We start from the raw sequence: 21,813 nt of genomic DNA, 5'->3' as shown, positions 1-21,813 counted from the left end.
AATCTTAAAGGTGCAAAGACGCAAGACGCAGAATTTCGTTTTGCGTTGTTGTTTTTGTATCGACAATTCCGGAAACGAGACCATTGCTCATGACCAGAATACGGTCTGTTATCCCTAACAACTCAGGCATTTCAGAGGAGATAATAATAATCCCCTTGCCTTTCTTCGCCAGTTCGGCAATTAACTGATAAATCTCAAACTTAGCCCCAACGTCAATACCGCGCGTCGGTTCATCGAGCATTAATATTTCTGGTTGCGTTAACAGCCAGCGACCAATAATCACTTTTTGCTGATTACCACCGGAGAGCGAACCTATTTGCGTCCGATGACCTGGCGTTTTTACCCGCATCGAATCAATGACCCACTGGGTATCGCTTTTCATCCGCGAATTATCCAGCAAGCCAACTTTGTTTTTGTAATTGCGAATATTGGAAATTAACGAGTTAAAGCCAATATCCAGATAGGCATAAATTCCCGTTGAGCGGCGCTCTTCAGTTACCAGTGCAAATCCGTGGTTTATGGCTTCGTTGGCATTATGGTTATTGATCTTTTTGCCGTGCAACGTAATGGTGCCAGCCGATTTCTCGCGAATACCAAATAACGTCTCAACAATATCGGTACGTTTCGCTCCCACCAGACCGGCTATACCGAGAATCTCCCCTTTATGCAGATCAAACGAGACATCACGGATCGACGGCTGGCGCAGCGACGTCAGGTTACGCACTTCCAGAATCACTTCGCCCGGCTTGTTTTCTTTGTCAGGGAAACGCTGGTTAAGAGAACGCCCAACCATCATGGCGATGATCTTGTCCATCGTCAGCCCTGCCAGCGGTTCGGTGGCGATCCACTGACCGTCGCGCAATACGGTAACTTCATCACATAACTGGAAGATTTCTTCCATTTTATGTGAGATATAAACAATACCGCAGCCGCGCTCTTTTAATTTACGAATAATAGTGAACAGATGATTGACCTCTTTTTCGGTTAACGAAGAAGTCGGTTCATCCATAATCACAATTTTCGCGTTATAGGAAAACGCTTTGGCGATTTCGATCATCTGCATTTGCGAAACGGATAATGTGCCGACGCGCGCACGCGGATCGATATCAATATCCAGTTCATCAAAAATCGCTTTGGTTTCGCGGTACATTTTGTCCTGATCGACAAACATGCCTTTGGTGGGATATCGCCCCAGCCACATGTTATCCATCACCGAACGTTGTAATACCAGGTTTAACTCCTGGTGTACCATCGAAATACCATTTTCCAGCGCTTCTTTTGCAGAATGGAAATCGATCTCTTTACCCTGGAATAAAATGGTGCCGGAGTCTTTTTGATAAATACCAAACAGGCATTTTAATAATGTTGATTTTCCTGCGCCGTTTTCCCCCATTAATGCATGGATAGAATGTGGCCGGACTTTTAAATTAACGTTATCAAGTGCCTTAACACCAGGAAAAGACTTGTTGATACCGCTCATTTCCAACAAGTATTCCCCGGAAGACGGAGTCGTTGAGCTGACCATATAATTTTACCTTGTTGGCCCTACAATAAGGGCGCAGTAAACGACTGCGCCCAATCAGTCTTATTTCTTGCTGAATTCAGCCAGGTTGTCTTTATCTACGCCAACATAAGGTACGCGGACCACTTTGTTGTCGATTTTCCAGTTGGTGCCATCAGCCGCACCTTTGCCATCGGCCAGGTTTTTCGCCAAATCAAAGGTCGCTTTCGCCTGGTTGTTAGCATCGTTCAGTACGGTGCCCGCCAGTGCACCGGATTTCACCAGCGCCAGCGCTTCTGGCAGCGCATCGACGCCAAACACCGGAATGCTGGACTTGTTGTGTGCTTTCAGTGCTTCTACCGCGCCCATTGCCATCGCATCGTTGTTGGCGATAACCACTTCGATTTTGTTGGCGTTCGGGCCAGATAGCCAGGCGTCCATCTTATCTTTCGCCTGAGCGGTATCCCACATAGCGGTATCTAACTGTAACTGTTCAGTTTTGATGCCTTTGTCGTTCAATTCTTTAATCACGTAAGTGGTACGTGCTTCTGCATCCGGATGGCCCGGCTCACCTTTCAGCAGTACGAACTGAATCTGACCGTCTTTGTTCAGATCCCAACCCTGATTCGCCGCCCAGTGTTTAGCAATCAAATCGCCCTGAATAATGCCGGACTCTTTGGAGTCAGTGCCAACGTAGTAGGCTTTGTCGTAGCTATCCAGCGCCTTACGAGACGGTTCTTTGTTGAAGAAAACCACCGGCACGTTTTGCCCACGCGCTTTCTCAATCACCGTACCCGCAGCTGCCGGGTCAACCAGGTTGATTGCCAGTGCCTTCACCCCTTTCGCCAGCAATACGTCGATCTGATCGTTCTGCTTGGACTGGTCATTCTGAGAATCATTCATCAGCAGCTGAACATCTGGCGCGGCTTTCGCATCTTGCTCAATAGCCTTGCGCACCACAGACATAAAGTTATCGTCGTACTTATAGATTGTTACACCAATGCGAGTATCAGCAGCGTGTGCAGCGGCACCGAATAACATGCTGGCCATCACAGCAGACAGGGTTAACACCTTCTTATTCATGGTATCTCCGGTTTTTCTTATGCAGGGTAGTGCTTGAGATAAATGCTCGGCGGGGCAGTAGAGTTAATGAAGTGTTACTGAACGCCGAAGCTCACTTTTTAAAATTCGTTCTTCCATGCCCGGTAACGCTCCAGAAAACGGCTTTAATTGTTGTTATGACGCTATTACCTCGGTGAAAGTGATTATTCACTGTTACATACGGGTTACAACGTTAAAACGGTGCAATCATAGCTATCACATTGTTAAGATACTGTGAAATCACTCACAGATTGAAAGCGGTTACATCGCCTGATTTGTTGAGTTAGTGATCGCCGCCGCATTCTGGCGCGTTGCGACAGAATGACGACGCACTAACGTTGGCATAAAACAGTGGCTGGCACGAGGATCAATATTGCCTGCTGCCCCCTGCAAGGCCAGTTCGGTGGCTAATTTAGCCATTGAAGCAATGGGATAACGCACGGTCGTTAATTGCGGGTCGGTGTAACGGGCGATGGGAATATCATCGAAACCGATGATTGAGAGATGTAACGGAATCGCAATGCCATTATCTTTTAATGCTGTCAGTGCGCCAGCAGCCATATTGTCGTTATAAGCAAATACAGCGGTAAGTTGTAGATTGCGCCCCAGCAGTTCAACCATCGCCGCCTCACCGCCCGGCATGTCCGGCGTGCCAGTGCCAATCCAGCTTTCCGGCGGAATAATATCCTGCTCTTTCAACGCACTCATCCAGCCTGCTTTACGCATGGCGTCATCTTCAATGCCGTGGCTGGAAGAAAGATAACCAATACGTTGATGACCGTTATTCAGCAACATGCGCGTCGCCATTCGGGCACCGCTGAGATTATCCAGGCAAACGCAACGATGGGCGTACCCCGGCACAACGCGGTTGATTAACACCATACCGGGAATGTTATCCATAAATTGTGCCAGTTCATCATCACTCAATGCTTTTGAGTGAACAATCAACGCATTACAACGCTGGCGAATTAACACCTCAATGGCGTGACGCTCTTTTTCCGCTTCATGATAGCTATTGCCGATTAGCACGTATTTCTGATGCTGCTGGGCGACCAAATCCACCGCTTTTACCAGCGCGCCGAAAAACGCATCAGAAACGTCCATCACCACCACGCCAATGGTGTCGCTAACCTGAGTTGCCAGCGCCTGGGCATTGGCATTTGGTCGATAATCCAGCTCACTCACGGCTTTCATTACTGCTTCACGCGTGTCGGCACTGACCAGCGTGCTGTTATTGAGCACTCGGGAAACCGTTGCCACAGAGACGCCAGCCTGACGCGCTACATCACGAATGGTGATCATATTCACTACCTGTTATGAGATTGCAGTAAATGACTGCTTGCTGGCGGCTATTTTGTCAGCACTGAATACAGGACTTCGTGAATCGAGTCACAGCAATGGAAACGGTTACAGCCGTTTTGTTAACGAATGTGATCCAGATCGTTATCTTGATGTTTTAGATCTTGCCGGCCCAGCTGCACGCAAAGTTAACTGACGCCAGAGCCATTCCACCGGCCCCTGGCGGAAGTAACGCAGCCAGATAACAGAGAAGAGAATATTCGCCAGCCATACCGGAATAACAAACGCCAGCAATTCCAGACGGTCAAACAGCATAAACAAACCGAGGTGGTAAAAAAGCGTGGTACAAATCAGCGTTTGCAATAGATAGTTGGTCAGTGCCATCCGTCCGACACAGGCGATTGCCAGCACCAGCTTAAAGCGGCTTAATTGCGGCCAGAAGCCATAAAACAGCGACGCATAGCCAATCGCCTGAAACGGCGCACTCAGTTCCCGCGGCATTTGAAGTAAGAATGCACACCAGCGATACGCCCAGTCCAGCTGCCATTGCAGGGCGATGGCAGGAAGGTTAATGGTCACCCCAATCGCCACCAGCACAAAACCAGTACGACGATAGTGACGTAAGCTGAACTGCCCTTTCAGCCAGCCGCTGCGCATCAATGCGGCACCAATGAGCATCATCCCTGCCAGTTGCCAGCCATACTGTGCGCCCAGTGCCAGTAAACTGTTGCCAACACCATCGGCACGATTACTGATCGCTTCAACGCCGCCGTGAAGCTTCCAGTATTTTTCATACAAAATAGCCGATGCATCCGGCGTCCAGGCGCGGCTGGTCTGGCTGTCGGAAATCAGCCCCAATAACAGCAAAACGCCAAGCCCCACCAGATAAAGCATGACGCCTGTATTAAACAGGCTTTTTACCGATGGCGCATCGCGCACCAGCCGCCAGCAGATTAAGCCCACCAGCCCGTAAGCCAGCAGAATATCGCCGTCCCAGAACAATAAACCGTGAATAAAGCCCAGCAAGACTAACAGCGTTAACCGCGACTGGATCCAGCGTCTGCCACGGGGCAGCAACATTTGCAGGCCCGCACCAAACAGCAGAGCAAAAAGCGTGAGGAATTTCACCTGGCCGATGAGATCGAGAAATGCCCAGGTCCATGCATCCTGCGACGTAATAGCGCCGTACCAGGCGGGATTGAGATAAGCCGCCTTTGGTAGCCCAAAGGCGCTGATGTTTAATAGCAGGATCCCCAGAATGGCGACGCCGCGAACAAAATCGAGCGTGACGTTGCGCTCCATGGTTCCTGCCTTTTAATCAGTTGTGATGACGCACAGCGCGCAGAAACTCGTGGCGCGTATTCTGACTGGATTTGAACAATCCACCAAGAGAGGTCGTTGTTGTGGCACTGGTTGCGTCGCGGATGCCACGCGCTTTCACGCAGTAATGCACCGCGTCGATAGAGACAGCCACGTTATTGGTGCCCAGCAGCGTTTGTAGCGCAATGAGAATTTGCTGGGTCAGACGTTCCTGCACCTGCGGACGCTGGGCAAAGAACTGCACGATGCGGTTAATTTTTGACAGACCGATCACCGAATCTTTCGGGATATAAGCCACCGTCGCTTTGCCATCAATGGTAACAAAATGGTGTTCACAGGTACTGGTCAGAGTGATATCGCGCACCGTAACCATCTCATCGACCTTCATTTTGTTTTCAATAAGGGTAATTTTCGGGAAATTGGCGTAATCCAGACCGGAGAAAATTTCATCGACATACATTTTGGCAATACGATGCGGCGTTTCCATCAAACTGTCATCAGCCAGGTCGAGATTCAGCAACTGCATGATTTCCGTCATATGACCGGCGATAAGGCTTTTGCGCGTTTCGTTATCCATTTCATGCACGGGCGGGCGCAGCGGTGTTTCCAGTCCTCGCGCAACCAGCGCTTCATGAACCAGGGCCGCTTCTTTACTGAGTGATGGCATTTATTTTTCTCCTGCAGGTGTGACGCCTCTGCCCTGCGTGGGGCAAAGTTATTAAGCTGATTAGCAGCCTGATTATTGTGCGTGAGGCGGCACACATAATCCAGTATTCACCGCGATAATTGTTGTAATTGCCGCTGCCTTACAAAGGTGTAATGTTAAAACACGGTTATGTAAATACGGAAGTGAAAGTTACTCACGACACAATGAATTAACGGTATGATGGAGGAATTGCAAACAACACAACAAGGAGCCACGCATGGAATTGCTCGAAGAGCACCTCTGTTTTGAAGGCTGGCAACAACGCTGGCGACACGACTCCAGTACCTTAAACTGCCCGATGACGTTCAGTATCTTTCTCCCACCACCTCGTGATCACACCCCGCCACCAGTGCTGTACTGGCTTTCCGGATTAACCTGCAATGACGAGAACTTCACCACCAAGGCGGGTGCCCAGCGCGTGGCGGCGGAACTGGGGATTGTACTGGTGATGCCAGACACCAGCCCGCGCGGCGAACAGGTTGCCAACGACGATGGCTACGATTTAGGCCAGGGCGCAGGCTTTTATCTTAATGCCACGCAACCGCCTTGGGCGACGCATTACCGGATGTATGATTATCTGCGCGATGAATTACCGGCGCTGGTTCAGTCGCAATTTAATGTCAGCGACCGCTGCGCCATTAGCGGTCATTCCATGGGTGGTCACGGTGCGCTGATTATGGCGCTGAAAAACCCGGGCAAATACACCAGCGTTTCCGCCTTTGCGCCGATTGTGAATCCGTGCAGCATCCCGTGGGGAATCAAAGCGTTTAGCCGCTATTTAGGTGAGGACAAAAATGCATGGCTGGAATGGGACAGTTGCGCGCTGATGTATGCCAGTAACGCGCAGGATGCGATCCCGACGCTTATCGATCAGGGTGATAATGATCAGTTTCTTGCCGATCAGTTGCAACCCGCAGTGCTGGCAGAAGCCGCGCGCCAGAAAGCGTGGCCGATGACGCTGCGTATTCAGCCGGGGTATGATCACAGTTACTACTTCATCGCCTCTTTTATAGAGGATCACCTGCGCTTCCATGCGCAGTATTTACTGAAGTGAAAGTCCGCCCGGTTCGCCGGGCATCTTCTCATCAGAAGCGATAATCCACTGCCATAAAGTAACGACGTCCGTCTTCGTTATAGCTGTAGTCGTCACGACTGAGATCCTTGTCGCCAAGGTTCAGCACGCCTGCGCGCAGTTTGACGTCTTTAGTCACCTGCCAGGCCGCACCGGTATTCCAGATGGTATAACCGCCCGGTGTTTTAGCCGTCGCGCTGTCGGCGCGTTTCTGCCCGGTATAGTGACCAGAAACATAGAATGACCAGTCTTCCAGCGCCAGCGGTTTCCAGTCCAGCGTACCGTTAGCAGTATGGAACGGCAGATCGGATAGCGGTTTGTTTTCGCCGTTGCTGACATCACGACCATCGTTGTAGGTGTAGTTGATCGACAGTTTCCATTCATCGTTGAACGGAATTTTCAGTTCGGTTTCCACGCCCTGAATACGAGCTTTGTTAACGTTGTAGTAGCTAAATACCGGTATGCGCCGTCCGTTAGCGCCCGTCTCAAAACCGACAAAGTTTTGGTAGCCCGGTGCAGCGTTGACGTCAGACGTACGGCTAATGCTGATACGATCTTTCACATCGTTACGGAAAACGGTAACGCTGGATTCAACCCCTTCCAGCCAGCCTTCTTCGCCCATGTAGTAAAGCCCCAGTTCCCAACTTTCGCTGGTTTCTGGTTTCAGATCCGGGCTACCCACAATCTTACATGCGCCACGGCAGGAATTGCTCGTCCAGTCAGGGCTAAGTTGCAACAGAGAAGGCGCTTTAAATGCCGTCGCCCAGCCCCCTTTCACCGTTACGGTGTCGGTGGCGTTATAAACCAGGTAGGCACGCGGACTCCAGTGTTCACCGTAGGTTTCATGATCGTCCATACGTACGCCGGTCGTCAGCGCCAGCGGCTCGAAGATCCGCCATTCATCTTCCACAAACAGCGCGTACTGGCTGGCAGACGTTTTGGAGCTGGTTCCCCCGGTCAGGTTCACCGCATCGCTAAGTTTGTCGTGACGCCATTCACCGCCAACCGTGAGAAACTGATTAATCGCCGTCAGCGGCAACGTGTATTTGCCGTCGACCGTATTGCTTTCGGAAGTTATCGGGCTGCTGTAGCCAGGGTTTTTGTTCTCGACTTTCTCACCGTAGTATTTCAGTTCGCTGGTGCCGTAATCCCAACGCCCATTATGGCTGACGGAGTAGTTCTGGCGTTCCAGGCGGTTTTTGTCCAGCGAGTCGGAATCACGATCCTGACGGTCGAAACCGTATCCGGCAGTAAAATCGTGATTTTGATTCGGTGTCCAGGCAAATTCGACATTGCCGTCGCGGCTGGAGAATCCTTCAATACGCGGCGTTTCTCCGGTATCGGTGGTCGTTGAGTTTTGCGGGTCATCCTTTTCACGTTTTGCCAGGCTGCCGTAAGCTTTCATTCCCAGCACGCCGTCAATTAATGGTCCGCTGGTAAAGAACTGACCGTTATAGGTATCACCGCGATCGCGATGTTCCTGAACGGTGGTATCGACGGTAACGGTGCCCGACCATTTCTGACCGATTTTTTTGGTGATGATATTCACTACACCGCCGAGCGCATCGGAACCGTACAGCGACGACATCGGGCCACGGACCACTTCAATACGTTCGATGGAATCGACCGGGATCCAGTTCAGATCGAAATCATTGTGGCGGAAGACGGCATTGCGGGAGTTAACGCGTTTACCGTCGACAAGAATCAGGGTGTAGCTGCTGTCCAGACCACGAATACTTACGCCCTTACGGTTATCCCCTTCGTTCGTCAGTTGTACGCCAGGCACTTCTTTGAGGACATCCTTCAGATTCTGTACCGGTTTTCGCTGCAGGTCTTCCTGGGTAATGACGCTGATACTGGCGGGTGCATCTTTAAGGTTTTGCTCAACGGAAGATGCAGTGACAACCATCGTTTCGCCATCATCATCGACCGCTAACACAGGCCATGCACAAGAAATAGCGGACAAACACAGCCCGACCCGTACGAAAGGGTTCAACCTAAACATTCCATATCTCCATGAGGTAACTACGAAAATAAAATGGGTATCGCTCACATCTTCTTTACGTCCCCTTGCGTACGGCAGCATCGCGGTGGACTTATTTGTATGCAGGTGATCATCCCAGAAAGCCGGAACAGCCTCTGATTTGTCAGCCTTTTTTGATTGCGGCGTAACGATAATGCAAACGATAACAATTATCAATCCAAATGTTAAATTTTATATCCGCATGATTTGTCAGGGAAATGGAATTGAAAAAGCCCTCTCGGTTGAGAGGGCTTAGCAAGGAAGGGAGGAAACTTATTTCTTATCGTTCTGCGGGAACTTCATTTCGCTGTAGCGTACGAAGTGAGTTCCTTTAATCAGCTTGTATCCGAACCAAATAATCAGGAACAGCGGGATACCAATATACGTTGCCGCTACGCCGCCCCAGTCAATGGTATCTTTCAGGAACGCTTCGTAGTTCTGGCCCAAAGTGATAATCAGACACAGAATGAATGCGAAGATCGGCCCCAGTGGGAAGAAACCTGAACGGTACGGCAGATCGTTAATGTCGTGTCCCTGCAATACGTACCCGCGACGGAAACGATAGTGGCTAATGGCAATCCCCAGCCAGGCGATAAAACCGGTCATCCCGGAGGTGTTCAGCAGCCACAGGTATACCGTCTGGTTGCCAAACATGGAGGTCAGGAAGCACAGACCTGCAATCACCGTCGTCGCATACAGCGCATTACGCGGCACGCCACCACGCGACAGTTTAGCGAAAATGCGCGGCGCTTTACCGTCACACGCCAGGGTGTACAGCATACGAGTAGACGCATACATACCGGAGTTACCCGCTGACAGCACCGCCGTCAGAATAACTGCGTTCATCACCGCCGCCGCAGAGAGCAGACCCGCGTGCTGGAACACCAGGGTGAACGGACTGACGCTGATGTCTTTAACATCGTTACGCAGCAGGCTCGGATCGGTATACGGAATAATCAGGCTGATAATCAGGATCGCGAACACATAGAACAACAGGATTCGCCAGAATACCTGACGTACCGCGCGTGGAATGTTTTTCGCCGGATCTTCGGACTCGCCTGCAGCAATACCGATCAGCTCGGTTCCCTGGAAAGAGAAGCCGACAATCATAGCTACGCCGATCATCGCCGCAAAACCACCAGCAAACGGCGCTTCGCCGATTGTCCAGTTGCTCCAGCCCGCAGGCTGCGCGCCTTTGAAGATACCGATAATCATCAGCACGCCAACGATGATAAAGACAATAACTGTCGTGACTTTGATCAGTGAGAACCAGTATTCCGCTTCACCAAAGCCACGAACTGAGATGTAGTTCAGCAGGAAGATAACGCCGAGGAACAGCGCACTCCAGATCCAGCCCGGTGTATCCGGGAACCACCAGCTCATGACCAGCTGAGCTGCAACCAGGTCAACGGCGATAGTCACCGCCCAGTTGTACCAGTAGTTCCAGCCCAGCGCGAAGCCAAAGCCTTCTTCAACATAGTTCTGACCGTAAGTGGCAAACGAACCGGAAACCGGCATATATGCAGCCAGTTCACCGAGACTGGTCATCAGGAAGTAAACCATCAGGCCAATCAGCATATACGAGAGCAATGCCCCGCCCGGACCTGCCTGAGAAATCGTTGCGCCAGAGGCAACAAAAAGACCTGTACCGATGGAACCGCCAATGGCAATCATCGTCAGGTGACGCGCCTTTAATTCACGGCGTAAGCCCGGCGCTTCTGTAGTTTTAGTTTCGGAACCCATACAAAAATGCTATCCATCTTAAAAATGAGGCGCGATTGTAGCAGACGATTGGCAATCCTTCCGGCAGAAATACACGGTTATAAGACACCTTCATGATCGCCCAGGGATTATAAGTAAAGCAGCCAATCTCTTTTCTGGCGAATGCATGCTGAGGGCGCTGCGTCACGAAATCGACACAGCACCAGCATGTTCTTGTACAGCACCTTAACGCGGTACATTCGCGGGATCGCAATAGTCCAGGAAGCGCCGTAGCGCGTTGGAAAGGTGTTTTTGCCGATGATGTATACGCCACAACGTACGCATCAGGCGCGGAAGAGGGACCGCAACTTCACTTAATGTGCCTGCCTGCAATTGATCTTCAATCACCCGTCGCGACAGGCAACTAATACCCAACCCATGACGCACCGCATGTTTGATTGCCTCGGAGTTACCTAATTCCATCGCCATCTCAAACTTCGGTAAATGTGACAGCAACAGATAATCGACAATCTCCCGCGTGCCGGAACCGCGTTCACGCAGGATCCACGGCGCAGCGGCCAGCTGTTCTAAGGTGACCGGACCACGAGCCAACGGCGAAGTCGGCGCGGCGAAAACCACCAGCTCGTCTTCCAGCCACGGTTCAGAAATGATTTCAGTGCTGTGGCACGGTCCTTCAATAAAGCCAATATCAACGCGGAAATCCAGCACCGCTTGCATCACGTCCTGGCTATTCCCAACGCTAAGTTCAATCGGCAACTGCGGATAATCATGGCGATAACGGGCGATAACTGCAGGCAGAATGTAGTTACCGATGGTACTACTGGCATAGATACGAATCGCGCCGTTGTCTTCGCGAAACAGTTGTTCGATTTCAACCGCCTGTTCAAGCAGTGCCAACGCGCGCGGATAGAGCAGCCGCCCGTGTTCATTAACAACCAGTCTTTTCCCCACGCGATCAAACAGTTGCACGCCAAGCTGCCCTTCCAGGTCGGTCAAGGCTGCGCTCACTGCTGATTGCGACAACGCCAGCATCACCGACGCCTGGGTGGTTGATCCACTTTTCAATACTTCTGCAAAAACTTCCAACTGCCGGAGGGTGATGTGCATAGTCGCTTACCACTTATAAAGATTAATTATAAATATATAATCAATTTTATTTTTAAACCAGTTAGTCGTAACCTTATGCCCGGTTAAAGGAGAGGGTTATGACGAATATCACCTTACAGAAACAACATCGTACACTGTGGCATTTTATTCCGGGGTTAGCCCTGAGTGCAGTTATCACCGGGGTCGCCCTGTGGGGTGGTTCCATTCCCGCGGTTGCGGGTGCCGGGTTTAGTGCCCTCACCCTCGCAATTTTGTTGGGGATGGTTTTAGGCAACACCATCTATCCGCACATCTGGAAAAGCTGTGACGGTGGCGTGCTGTTTGCCAAGCAATATTTATTACGTCTGGGTATCATTCTTTATGGCTTCCGTCTGACGTTCTCGCAAATTGCCGATGTCGGTATCAGTGGGATCATCATTGACGTGTTGACGCTGTCCAGTACCTTCCTGCTGGCTTGCTTCCTGGGGCAGAAAGTGTTTGGTCTGGATAAGCACACGAGCTGGTTGATCGGTGCCGGTAGCAGTATCTGTGGTGCTGCCGCGGTACTGGCGACTGAGCCGGTAGTGAAAGCAGAAGCCAGTAAAGTAACCGTGGCTGTTGCAACCGTTGTTATCTTCGGGACCGTCGCGATTTTCCTCTACCCGGCGATATATCCGCTGATGTCTCAATGGTTTAGTCCGGAAACTTTCGGTATCTACATTGGTTCTACTGTGCACGAAGTGGCGCAGGTGGTGGCGGCAGGTCATGCCATCAGCCCGGATGCAGAAAACGCAGCAGTTATTTCCAAAATGCTGCGCGTGATGATGCTGGCTCCGTTCCTCATCCTGCTGGCGGCGCGTGTTAAACAGCTGTCTGGGGCGAACAGCGGCGAGAAAAGCAAAATCACTATTCCGTGGTTTGCCATCTTGTTCATCGTAGTTGCCATCTTTAACTCGTTCCACCTGTTACCGCAGAGCGTAGTGAATATGCTGGTAACGCTGGATACCTTCCTGCTGGCAATGGCGATGGCGGCGCTGGGTCTGACCACTCACGTCAGCGCGCTGAAAAAAGCCGGGGCGAAACCTCTGCTGATGGCTCTGGTACTGTTTGCCTGGCTGATTGTTGGTGGTGGTGCGATTAACTATGTGATTCAAAGCGTCATCGCATAAACCACTACATCTTGCTCCTGTTAACCCGCTATCATTACCGTTTTCCTCCAGCGGGTTTAACAGGAGTCCTCGCATGAAATACATTGGAGCGCACGTTAGTGCTGCTGGCGGTCTGGCAAATGCCGCAATTCGCGCCGCCGAAATCGACGCAACCGCGTTTGCCTTGTTCACCAAAAACCAACGTCAGTGGCGTGCCGCACCGCTCACGACGCAAACCATCGATGAATTCAAAGCCGCCTGTGAAAAATATCACTACACATCGGCGCAAATTCTTCCCCACGACAGTTATCTGATTAACCTCGGACATCCGGTCACTGAAGCTCTGGAAAAATCGCGCGATGCCTTTATAGATGAAATGCAGCGTTGCGAACAGCTGGGGCTTTCTTTGCTCAACTTCCACCCTGGCAGCCATCTGATGCAGATTTCAGAAGAGGATTGCCTTGCGCGTATTGCCGAATCCATCAACATTGCGCTGGATAAAACTCATGGTGTGACAGCGGTGATTGAAAACACCGCCGGTCAGGGCAGTAACTTAGGGTTTAAATTCGAACATCTCGCGGCGATTATCGACGGCGTGGAAGATAAATCCCGCGTCGGCGTCTGCATTGATACCTGCCATGCTTTCGCTGCCGGGTATGATTTGCGTACTTCTGCCGAATGCGAGAAAACGTTCGCGGATTTTGCCCGTATTGTCGGCTTTAAGTATCTGCGCGGGATGCACCTTAACGATGCGAAAAGCACCTTTGGCAGCCGCGTTGACCGCCATCATAGCCTCGGTGAAGGCAATATCGGTCATGATGCGTTCCGCTGGATCATGCAGGACGACCGTTTCGACGGCATTCCGCTGATCCTTGAAACCATCAACCCGGATATCTGGGCAGAAGAGATCGCCTGGCTGAAAGCGCAACAAACTGAAAAAGCGGTAGCCTGAAGATGAATAACCGGGAGAAGGAGATCCTTGCAATATTAAGGCGTAACCCGCTGATTCAGCAGAACGAAATTGCGGATATGCTGCAAATCAGCCGTTCGCGTGTTGCAGCGCATATTATGGATTTAATGCGCAAAGGACGGATTAAAGGCAAAGGTTACATTCTCACCGAGCAGGAATACTGCGTAGTGGTGGGGACAATCAATATGGATATTCGCGGGATGGCGGATATCCGTTACCCGCAAGCGGCTTCTCATCCCGGTACCATTCATTGCTCGGCAGGCGGCGTTGGACGCAATATCGCCCACAATCTGGCGCTGTTAGGCCGCGACGTTCATTTGCTTTCAGTGATTGGCGATGACTTTTATGGCGAAATGCTCCTGGAAGAAACGCGCCGCGCCGGCGTGAATGTCTCCGGCTGCGTTCGTTTACATGGTCAAAGCACATCGACGTATCTGGCAATTGCCAATCGAGACGATCAAACCGTGCTGGCGATTAACGATACCCATCTGCTGGATCAGTTGACACCGCAACTACTGAACGGGTCGCGCGATTTACTTCGTCATGCGGGCGTGGTACTGGCAGATTGTAACCTGACAGCCGAGGCGCTGGAATGGGTCTTTACCCTCGCTGATGAAATCCCGGTGTTTGTCGATACCGTTTCAGAATTCAAAGCGGGCAAAATCAAACACTGGCTGGCGCATATTCACACTCTGAAACCCACTTTGTCGGAGCTGGAAATTTTATGGGGCCAGCCGATAACCCGCGATGCTGATCGTAATGCCGCAGTGAATGCGTTGCATCAGCAAGGCGTTCAGCAACTGTTTGTTTATTTGCCCGATGAGTCTGTTTATTGCAGCCAAAAGGATGGCGAACAATTTTTGCTGACTGCGCCAGCGCATACGACGGTAGACAGTTTTGGTGCTGACGATGGTTTTATGGCGGGCCTGGTGTATAGCTTTCTGGAAGGAAGCAGTTTCCGTGACAGCGCCCGTTTTGCGATGGCCTGCGCGGCAATTTCACGCGCCAGCGGCAGCTTAAACAACCCTACCCTGTCTGCCGATAACGCGCTTTCATTAGTGCCGATGGTGTAACAATCTTGCCGGATTCGACGCTTGACCGCGTCTTATCCGGCTCATAACTCGCGCACTACGCTAAGCCAATAAAGAATCCTGCAATGGTGGCACTCATCAGGTTAGAAAGTGTCGCCGCCGCCAGCGCGCGTAAACCAAGCTGGGCGATTTCCGGCGCGCGGTGTGGCGCAACCGCAGAAAATGCCCCAACCACTACCCCGATAGAACCAAAGTTAGCGAAACCGCACAACGCGAAGGAAATAATCGCCACGGTTTTAGCATCGAGCGTGCCAGCTGTTTGCAGATAAGGTGAGAAATTGAGGTAAGCGACAAATTCATTGATCGCCAACTTCTGCCCAATCAAACTCCCGGCAAGATTTGCATCACTCCAGTCAACCCCCATCACCCACGCCAGCGGGGCCAGCAGATAACCTAAAATGGACTCCAGCGAGGCTTGCTCAAAACCAAACCAGCCGCCAACGCCGCCGATAATACCGTTAATTAACGCAATGATGGCAACAAATGCCATCACCACTGTTGCCACACCCGCAGCGATTTTCAGCCCGGTCATTGCCCCTGTCGCAGCGGCCTCAATAATACTTTTTGGCGGTGTTTCGGTGAAAGAGAGGTTATTAAAAGAAACCTGCGAAGATTCCGTAGCCGGGCTTAACAGGCGGGCAAACAAGATCCCGCCTGGGATCGCCATTAACGATGCCGCCAGCAAATATTCCACAGGTACGCCCAGTGCGGCGTAACCAATCATTGTCGAACCAGCAATCGAGGCCATGCCACTACAAATCGCTGTAAATAATTCATTGCGATTCAGCCGATCGATAAAGGGTTTGACGATTGCCGGAATTTCGTTTTGCCCGAGGAAAATGGTAGTGACCGCGACGAATGACTCGATCTTGCTGATATTTAATGCTTTCTGGAAGATACCGCCGAGAATGCGAATTAAGATCCCCATCACACCGATGTAGTAGAGAATACTCACCAGCGCGGTGACGAAGATAATTGCCGGTAATACTCTGAAACCAAAGATAAATCCTGCACCATCAAACAGCGTGTCCATTTTCGGCCCGACCAGCGAACCGAAGATAAATGCGCTACCCGCGTCGCTGTACGCCATCACTTTATGGACGCCAAAAGCGACTTTTTCAGCGACCCAACGCCCTGGCGGTAACCAAAGCATAATGCCGCCAATCACGACCTGTAACACTAACGCCGCGCCAACGGTACGCAGGCTGATCCTCTTCTTGTTTACTGACAGCAAAAATGCAATTGCCAGCAATACCACCATTCCCAGAACACTTCTCATGACATCCATAGTTATTATCTCTTCATGTCATTTTGGGCGACGGCTTTCTGCCCATCAGAAATCGCCGGGCCTGCATCTTGCGATACTGTCCCGGCTTGTTATCAACACTTAATGGGTTTTGATGTAGCCGCGCACGCACTCTTCGACTAATCCCCAGAACCAGTCGGTATCAATAGTGATGCCGACTTTGGTATTGGCGGGCTTGCCAAGAACGCCCAGCTCGTCGCAGACGGTACGCCCATAGCAAGGGCCACTGTTAACATCCACTTCGACGTACATCTCCTGGGTTTTAATGCCATCGGGGTTAATCAGATAACCGATACAGGTGGCGTCATGTACCGGGCCGCCAGCCAGACCGTAGTTTTCGAACTGCGTTTTCAGAGTGAAGTTCATGATGTCGCTGAACAGCTCTCCGGCGGGGCCGCCTGCCCTTTCCATCCTAGCAATCACGTCCGGGGTGCAAACGGTCTGGTTGGTGAGATCGAGGCCCATCATCACTAATGGAACGCCGGAGGTGAACACCACTCGCGCCGCTTCCGGGTCCGCAAAGATGTTGAACTCGGCAGATGGCGTGAAGTTGCCAGTACCATAAGCGCCGCCCATCAGTACAATTTCACGGATTTTTGGCAGGATCGCGGGCTGCATACGCATTGCCACCGCGATATTTGAAAGCGGACCAACCGGCACCAGAGTGATATCGCCATCGCTTGCCATCAGGGTATCGATGATATATTTCACCGCATGAGTGCTTTCTGCCTGGCGGGTCAGCGGCTCGAATACCGGGCCATCCAGTCCGGTTTCACCGTGAATATTATCGGCAACGATTTGTTGCCGCATAATGGGTTGTGGCATCCCCGCATAAACCGGAACATTAATCTCCAGTTTCTGGCAAACATTCAGGCCATTAATTAATGTTTTATCAAGCGTCTGATTACCCGCTACAATGGTGATACCTAATAAATCAATCGCCGGATGTTTCGCTGCCATCATCATTGCAATAGCATCATCATGACCCGGATCACAATCCAGAATAATTTTTCTCTTTTCCATTGTTTATTTCCTCTGTTTCCAGTTGCGTTATTTTTTCTACAGCAAAGAAAATTCGACCGGGCCGATGATTGAATCTTAACAACAGCGTACGTATGCTAAATATGAGAAATCTCATAGCGGATAAATATCGTGAAAGAAATCCACAATAATGATCTTAAGCAGCAATTGATGAGTGAATCCGCGTTTAAGGATTGCTTTTCAACGGATGTTTCAGCCGATGCACGGCTGTTTCATTTTTTAGCACGTGACTACATTGTGCAGGAAGGGCAACAGCCGTCATGGCTGTTTTACCTGACGCGAGGCCGCGCCAGGCTTTACGCCACGCTTGCTAATGGTCGCGTGTCGCTGATCGATTTCTTTGCCGCCCCCTGTTTTATTGGTGAGATTGAGTTAATCGATAAAGACCATGAACCACGTGCGGTGCAGGCGATTGAAGAGTGTTGGTGCCTTGCACTCCCCATGAAACATTACCGTCCGCTGTTATTAAACGACACGCTATTTTTACGAAAACTCTGCGTTAGTTTAAGCCATAAAAATTATCGCAATATTGTTTCTTTAACTCAGAATCAATCATTTCCGTTAGTGAATCGCCTGGCAGCATTTATATTACTCTCACAAGAAGGTGATCTTTATCACGAAAAGCATACGCAAGCGGCAGAGTATTTAGGCGTTTCTTATCGACATCTTTTATATGTTCTCGCGCAATTCATTCACGACGGTTTATTAATTAAAAGCAAGAAAGGATATCTAATTAAAAACAGAAAGCAGTTGTCAGGACTGGCGCTGGAGATGGACCCGGAGAATAAATTCTCCGGGATGATGCAGTAAAAAATAATCTGCAATAGCGCGATTGCCGGATGCAACGCTTAATAAGGCGTACATCCGGCAATGAAACTCAAGCTAAACCAATAAAGAACCCGGCAATGGTCGCGCTCATCAGGTTGGAAAGCGTTGCTGCTGCCAGCGCCCGTAAACCAAGCTGAGCGATTTCCGGTGCGCGTTTTGGCGAAATAGCCGAAAATGCCCCAACGACAACACCGATAGAACCAAAGTTAGCAAAACCACAAAGCGCAAAGGAGATAATCGCAATGGTTTTCACTTCCAGCGTGCCGCCCGTTTGCAGGTATGGGGAGAAACTCAGGTAAGCGACGAATTCGTTAATTGCCAGTTTCTGCCCAATCAGGCTACCCGCAAGGTTGGCATCACTCCAGTCCACACCCATGATCCACGCCAGCGGTGCCAGCACATAGCCAAAAATACTTTCCAGAGAAGCATTGGCGAAGCCAAACCAGCCGCCAATTCCGCCGATAATGCCGTTGATCAGCGCAATAATTGCCACAAATACCATTACCACCGTCGCCACACCAGCGGCGATTTTCAGCCCGGTCATCGCACCGCTCGCCGCCGCTTCGATAAAGCTTTTTGGCGGCGTTTCGCTGAACGATAAATTTTCAAATGTGACCTGCGAAGGCTCGGTTGCCGGGCTAAGAATACGTGCAAACAAAATCCCGCCAGGGATCGCCATCAGCGATGCCGCTAACAGGTAGTCAATTGGTACGCCCATTCCGGCATAACCAATCATCATCGAACCCGCAATGGACGCCATCCCGCTACAAATTGCGGTAAACAACTCGTTGCGATTCATGCGATCGATAAACGGTTTAACGATCGCCGGGATCTCATTTTGCCCGAGGAAAATAGTGGTAACCGCAACAAAAGATTCGATTTTGCTGATGTTGAGGGCTTTCTGGAAAATGCTGCCAAGGATGCGAATCAGCAGCCCCATCACGCCAATGTAGTACAGCAGACTAATGAGCGCAGTGACGAAGATAATCGCCGGGAGTACGCGAAAGGCGAAGATAAAACCCGCACCGTCAAAGAGGACATCCATTTTCGGCCCAACCAGCGAACCAAAAATGAAGGCGCTACCGGCATCACTGTAAGACATCACTTTATGAACGCCTAATGCCGCCTGTTCTACCGCCCATTTTCCTGGTGGAAAATAGAGCATGATTCCGCCAATGGCGATTTGTAGCAGCAACGCGGCTCCAACCGTGCGCAAACTGATGCTCTTTTTATTCACTGACAACAAAAATGCTATTGCCAGTAACACCACCATCCCCACAACACTTCTCATTATATCCATAATGATTTTCCCTTCATGCCAGTAAACCCGGCGTCAGCGCCAGGTTTTGGTATGTATGATCAGTACGGGCGACGGCTTTCTGCCCGTCAGAAATTAACCCGCGAGACGCTGGTATTCTTTGGCAATTTCGCTCGCCAGAATGGCGTTGTTGAACACCAGTTGGATGTTGGATTTCAGGCTGTCACCGCCAGTCAGTTCAGCAACACGAGCCAGCAGGAACGGTGTGCTTTCTTTACCAATAACGCCCTGCTCTTCGGCTTCGGCGACGGCTTGATCTATGGCTGCATTGATAGATTCCTCCGGCATCGCAAACTGTTCCGGGATCGGATTTGCCACCACCAGGCCACCGTTCAGACCGCTTTGCCATTTCACCGCCATTGCACGAGCGATTTCCGTGGCACTATCAAGGCGAATACTAACTTCAAATGGGCTGGTACGGCAGAAAAACGCAGGCAGCGCTTTTGTCTGATAGCCAATTAACGGCACACCGAAGGTTTCTAAATATTCTGTTGTTAATCCTAAATCGAGAATAGATTTTGCACCGGCACAAACAACGGTGACATTAGTATTTGCCAGTTCTTGCAAATCGGCAGAAATATCGAAGGTATGTTCCGCCCCGCGATGCACACCACCAATTCCCCCGGTGGCAAATACTTTAATTCCGGCAAGCGCCGCAATAATCATCGTTGAAGCCACAGTGGTTGCGCCATTTTTTCCGGCGGCAACGACAAAAGGTAAATCGCGACGACTAACTTTGGTCACGTTATGCCCTTCGCGACCCAGCAATTCAATTTCTTCTTTGCTTAAACCCACTTTCATCACGCCGCCAATAATGGCGATAGTGGCAGGTACAGCGCCCTGTTTACGAATAGTTTCTTCAACTTCAATTGCGGTCTGGGCATTTTGTGGGAACGGCATCCCGTGAGAAATAATAGTCGATTCCAGCGCCACAACCGGTTTTTTGTTTTTTAAAGCGTCCTGCACTTCCGGGGAGATTTGTAATAATTCAGGGGAAATTTTTAATTCAGACATTCTACGTTCTCCACTAACGATATAACGTTGGCAATCGATAAATCGGGGTTATTGGTGTATTCACAGGAGAGCGCCATTGACGAACATCCCTGTGCGAAACGAACAGATTCGGCAAACGGCATTCCGTCTACCCAACACGAAGCAAGTCCCGCCATCATGGCATCGCCCGCTCCGGTAACATTAATGACATTGGTTTTGATCGGCGCAGACCAACCACTTTCACCGCTGATATCACTGTAATAAACGCCGTCGCCGCCCATGCTCAATACCAGTCGGTTCAGGCCATGTTGATGGAACCAGGCGGCAACCTTTGCCACATCTTCACGCCCTGACAGCGCAATCCCACTCAGGGTTTCCGCTTCAAGGCGGTTTGGCTTGAGAGTGTGGATTTGATTTAGACGGTCGCGCACTTTGACACATTTCCACGCTGAAACCGGATCGACAAATACGGGTACGTTGGCGGCATTATCCAGAATCCATGCCAGTGCCTCTTCACTGATATTACAGTCCGCGACAATGACCTTTGCCCTCTGAATAAATTCACGGTGCTGTGCGAGATATTCAGCTGTAATAGCGTTGCTAATATTCATGTCATTTATAGCAACCAGCATTTCACCGGTATTATCGAGTAATGATAAATAGCTCGACGTATTTTCTCCCGGCACAATCAGGCATTTATCGACATAAACGCCAGATTGATTGGTTTGCGTTAGCAGCGATTGGCCATAAAAATCACTGCCTACGGCGCTCAGTAGCCAGGCTTTATTACCCAGCAACGCCAGGTTTTGTGCAATATTGCGCCCTACCCCACCAGGCGTAAATTTTATTTTACCTGGATTTGAATCCGCATAATTTAATGATTCATGTGAATATCCGGCGACATCAATATTCGCCGAACCTATAATTACGACATAATCCTTTTCGCGCATAGCACGTCCTCTGGTAAAAAATTACCAACCCTGTCAATCCACAAGAATATTGATACTGCAAAGACGGTTTAAACATGTGTTCATATTTAAACATGTGCTCATAGTATGCATGTTTTACGTAAAGTAAATTACCGCCAGAGAGGCAAAATGGGCAGATTTGAGCAGGCTCACAAAACGCGATTAAATGCCTGAATTATAAAAACGGGGAATTTGTGACGGGATGCACAGAACAGGAACACTAAAAAAGGGCAGAAATTAATCTGCCCTTGAGGAAATAACCTTAGTGTTTGATGAAAGTTTCAGGTTTCCACTAAAAGATAAAACCATTTAAATTCATA

Annotated in this window: 18 protein-coding genes; 5 read left to right on the top strand and 13 right to left on the bottom strand. The window is 50.3% G+C overall.

Annotation, left to right across the window (positions count from 1 at the left end; genetic code table 11):
• Positions 1-4: 4 nt before the first annotated feature.
• The 5 genes from mglA to folE all read right to left on the bottom strand — a co-directional run bounded on the left by mglA (position 5) and on the right by folE (position 5,888).
• The gene (mglA, locus tag ACJHWR_RS10735) at positions 5-1,525 is read right to left on the bottom strand and encodes a galactose/methyl galactoside ABC transporter ATP-binding protein MglA (protein WP_000255032.1); all 1,521 of its coding nucleotides are present in this window, start codon (positions 1,523-1,525) and stop codon (positions 5-7) included.
• A 60-nt stretch (positions 1,526-1,585) separates the two neighbouring features.
• Positions 1,586-2,584 (bottom strand): galactose/glucose ABC transporter substrate-binding protein MglB, encoded by a 999-nt coding sequence (mglB, locus tag ACJHWR_RS10730; RefSeq protein WP_001036964.1) that lies wholly within the window; start codon positions 2,582-2,584, stop codon positions 1,586-1,588.
• A gap of 279 nt (positions 2,585-2,863) precedes the next feature.
• A complete protein-coding gene (galS, locus tag ACJHWR_RS10725; protein ID WP_000628659.1) occupies positions 2,864-3,904 on the bottom strand; it encodes an HTH-type transcriptional regulator GalS in 1,041 nt (346 codons plus the stop codon).
• Positions 3,905-4,045: 141 nt separating this feature from the next.
• Entirely contained in the window at positions 4,046-5,203 is a 1,158-nt protein-coding gene (gene yeiB / locus ACJHWR_RS10720) for a DUF418 domain-containing protein YeiB (protein ID WP_000440933.1), read from the bottom strand.
• Between the two features lie 16 nt (positions 5,204-5,219).
• Positions 5,220-5,888: a GTP cyclohydrolase I FolE gene (gene folE, locus ACJHWR_RS10715; RefSeq protein ID WP_001139613.1), complete on the bottom strand. Its 669-nt coding sequence runs from the start codon at positions 5,886-5,888 to the stop codon at positions 5,220-5,222.
• A gap of 256 nt (positions 5,889-6,144) precedes the next feature.
• Between folE and yeiG the strand changes: the two genes are divergently transcribed.
• The gene (gene yeiG, locus ACJHWR_RS10710) at positions 6,145-6,981 is read left to right on the top strand and encodes an S-formylglutathione hydrolase (protein WP_000421369.1); all 837 of its coding nucleotides are present in this window, start codon (positions 6,145-6,147) and stop codon (positions 6,979-6,981) included.
• 31 nt (positions 6,982-7,012) lie between these two features.
• On the opposite strand, the gene cirA is transcribed toward yeiG, so the two are convergent.
• The 3 genes from cirA to yieE form a co-directional block, all read right to left on the bottom strand.
• Entirely contained in the window at positions 7,013-9,004 is a 1,992-nt protein-coding gene (gene cirA / locus ACJHWR_RS10705) for a catecholate siderophore receptor CirA (protein WP_000489281.1), read from the bottom strand.
• A gap of 291 nt (positions 9,005-9,295) precedes the next feature.
• On the bottom strand, positions 9,296-10,765 hold the full coding sequence (gene lysP, locus ACJHWR_RS10700) for a lysine-specific permease (RefSeq protein ID WP_000534384.1): 1,470 nt from the start codon (positions 10,763-10,765) through the stop codon (positions 9,296-9,298).
• A gap of 204 nt (positions 10,766-10,969) precedes the next feature.
• On the bottom strand, positions 10,970-11,851 hold the full coding sequence (yieE, locus tag ACJHWR_RS10695; RefSeq protein ID WP_000548294.1) for a DNA-binding transcriptional regulator YeiE: 882 nt from the start codon (positions 11,849-11,851) through the stop codon (positions 10,970-10,972).
• 98 nt (positions 11,852-11,949) lie between these two features.
• Here yieE and ACJHWR_RS10690 point away from each other — a divergent pair, with 98 nt between their 5' ends.
• The 3 genes from ACJHWR_RS10690 (at position 11,950) to ACJHWR_RS10680 (ending at position 15,021) form a co-directional block, all read left to right on the top strand.
• Positions 11,950-12,999, top strand: a complete 1,050-nt coding sequence (locus ACJHWR_RS10690; RefSeq protein WP_000182053.1) for a YeiH family protein — start codon at positions 11,950-11,952, stop codon at positions 12,997-12,999.
• A 73-nt stretch (positions 13,000-13,072) separates the two neighbouring features.
• Positions 13,073-13,930, top strand: coding sequence for a deoxyribonuclease IV (nfo, locus tag ACJHWR_RS10685; RefSeq protein WP_000873886.1), 858 nt, complete (start codon positions 13,073-13,075; stop codon positions 13,928-13,930).
• 2 nt (positions 13,931-13,932) lie between these two features.
• Positions 13,933-15,021, top strand: coding sequence for a sugar kinase (locus ACJHWR_RS10680; protein ID WP_001064992.1), 1,089 nt, complete (start codon positions 13,933-13,935; stop codon positions 15,019-15,021).
• 55 nt (positions 15,022-15,076) lie between these two features.
• Here the strand turns inward: ACJHWR_RS10680 and ACJHWR_RS10675 are convergent, their stop codons facing one another.
• The gene (locus ACJHWR_RS10675; RefSeq protein ID WP_000382954.1) at positions 15,077-16,327 is read right to left on the bottom strand and encodes a NupC/NupG family nucleoside CNT transporter; all 1,251 of its coding nucleotides are present in this window, start codon (positions 16,325-16,327) and stop codon (positions 15,077-15,079) included.
• Positions 16,328-16,426: 99 nt separating this feature from the next.
• On the bottom strand, positions 16,427-17,368 hold the full coding sequence (gene rihB / locus ACJHWR_RS10670; RefSeq protein WP_000415455.1) for a ribosylpyrimidine nucleosidase: 942 nt from the start codon (positions 17,366-17,368) through the stop codon (positions 16,427-16,429).
• A gap of 129 nt (positions 17,369-17,497) precedes the next feature.
• Here rihB and ACJHWR_RS10665 point away from each other — a divergent pair, with 129 nt between their 5' ends.
• Positions 17,498-18,196: a transcriptional regulator YeiL gene (locus tag ACJHWR_RS10665; RefSeq protein WP_000658592.1), complete on the top strand. Its 699-nt coding sequence runs from the start codon at positions 17,498-17,500 to the stop codon at positions 18,194-18,196.
• A 67-nt stretch (positions 18,197-18,263) separates the two neighbouring features.
• Here ACJHWR_RS10665 and ACJHWR_RS10660 read toward each other — a convergent pair whose 3' ends face one another.
• The 3 genes from ACJHWR_RS10660 to ACJHWR_RS10650 form a co-directional block, all read right to left on the bottom strand.
• Entirely contained in the window at positions 18,264-19,514 is a 1,251-nt protein-coding gene (locus ACJHWR_RS10660) for a NupC/NupG family nucleoside CNT transporter (protein ID WP_012311781.1), read from the bottom strand.
• A 93-nt stretch (positions 19,515-19,607) separates the two neighbouring features.
• Complete coding sequence (gene psuG / locus ACJHWR_RS10655; protein WP_001292462.1) at positions 19,608-20,546, bottom strand: pseudouridine-5'-phosphate glycosidase; 939 nt, start codon at positions 20,544-20,546, stop codon at positions 19,608-19,610.
• Entirely contained in the window at positions 20,534-21,475 is a 942-nt protein-coding gene (locus tag ACJHWR_RS10650; protein WP_001208139.1) for a pseudouridine kinase, read from the bottom strand. The genes psuG and ACJHWR_RS10650 overlap by 13 nt, the downstream gene beginning before the upstream one ends.
• Positions 21,476-21,813: the final 338 nt, after the last annotated feature.

This window comes from Escherichia sp. WS568 (assembly GCF_046486085.1).
GTDB classification, from domain to species: domain Bacteria; phylum Pseudomonadota; class Gammaproteobacteria; order Enterobacterales; family Enterobacteriaceae; genus Escherichia; species Escherichia coli.
The sequence above is the reverse complement of the archived record's forward strand: the minus strand, read 5'-3'. Positions and strand labels throughout refer to the sequence as shown.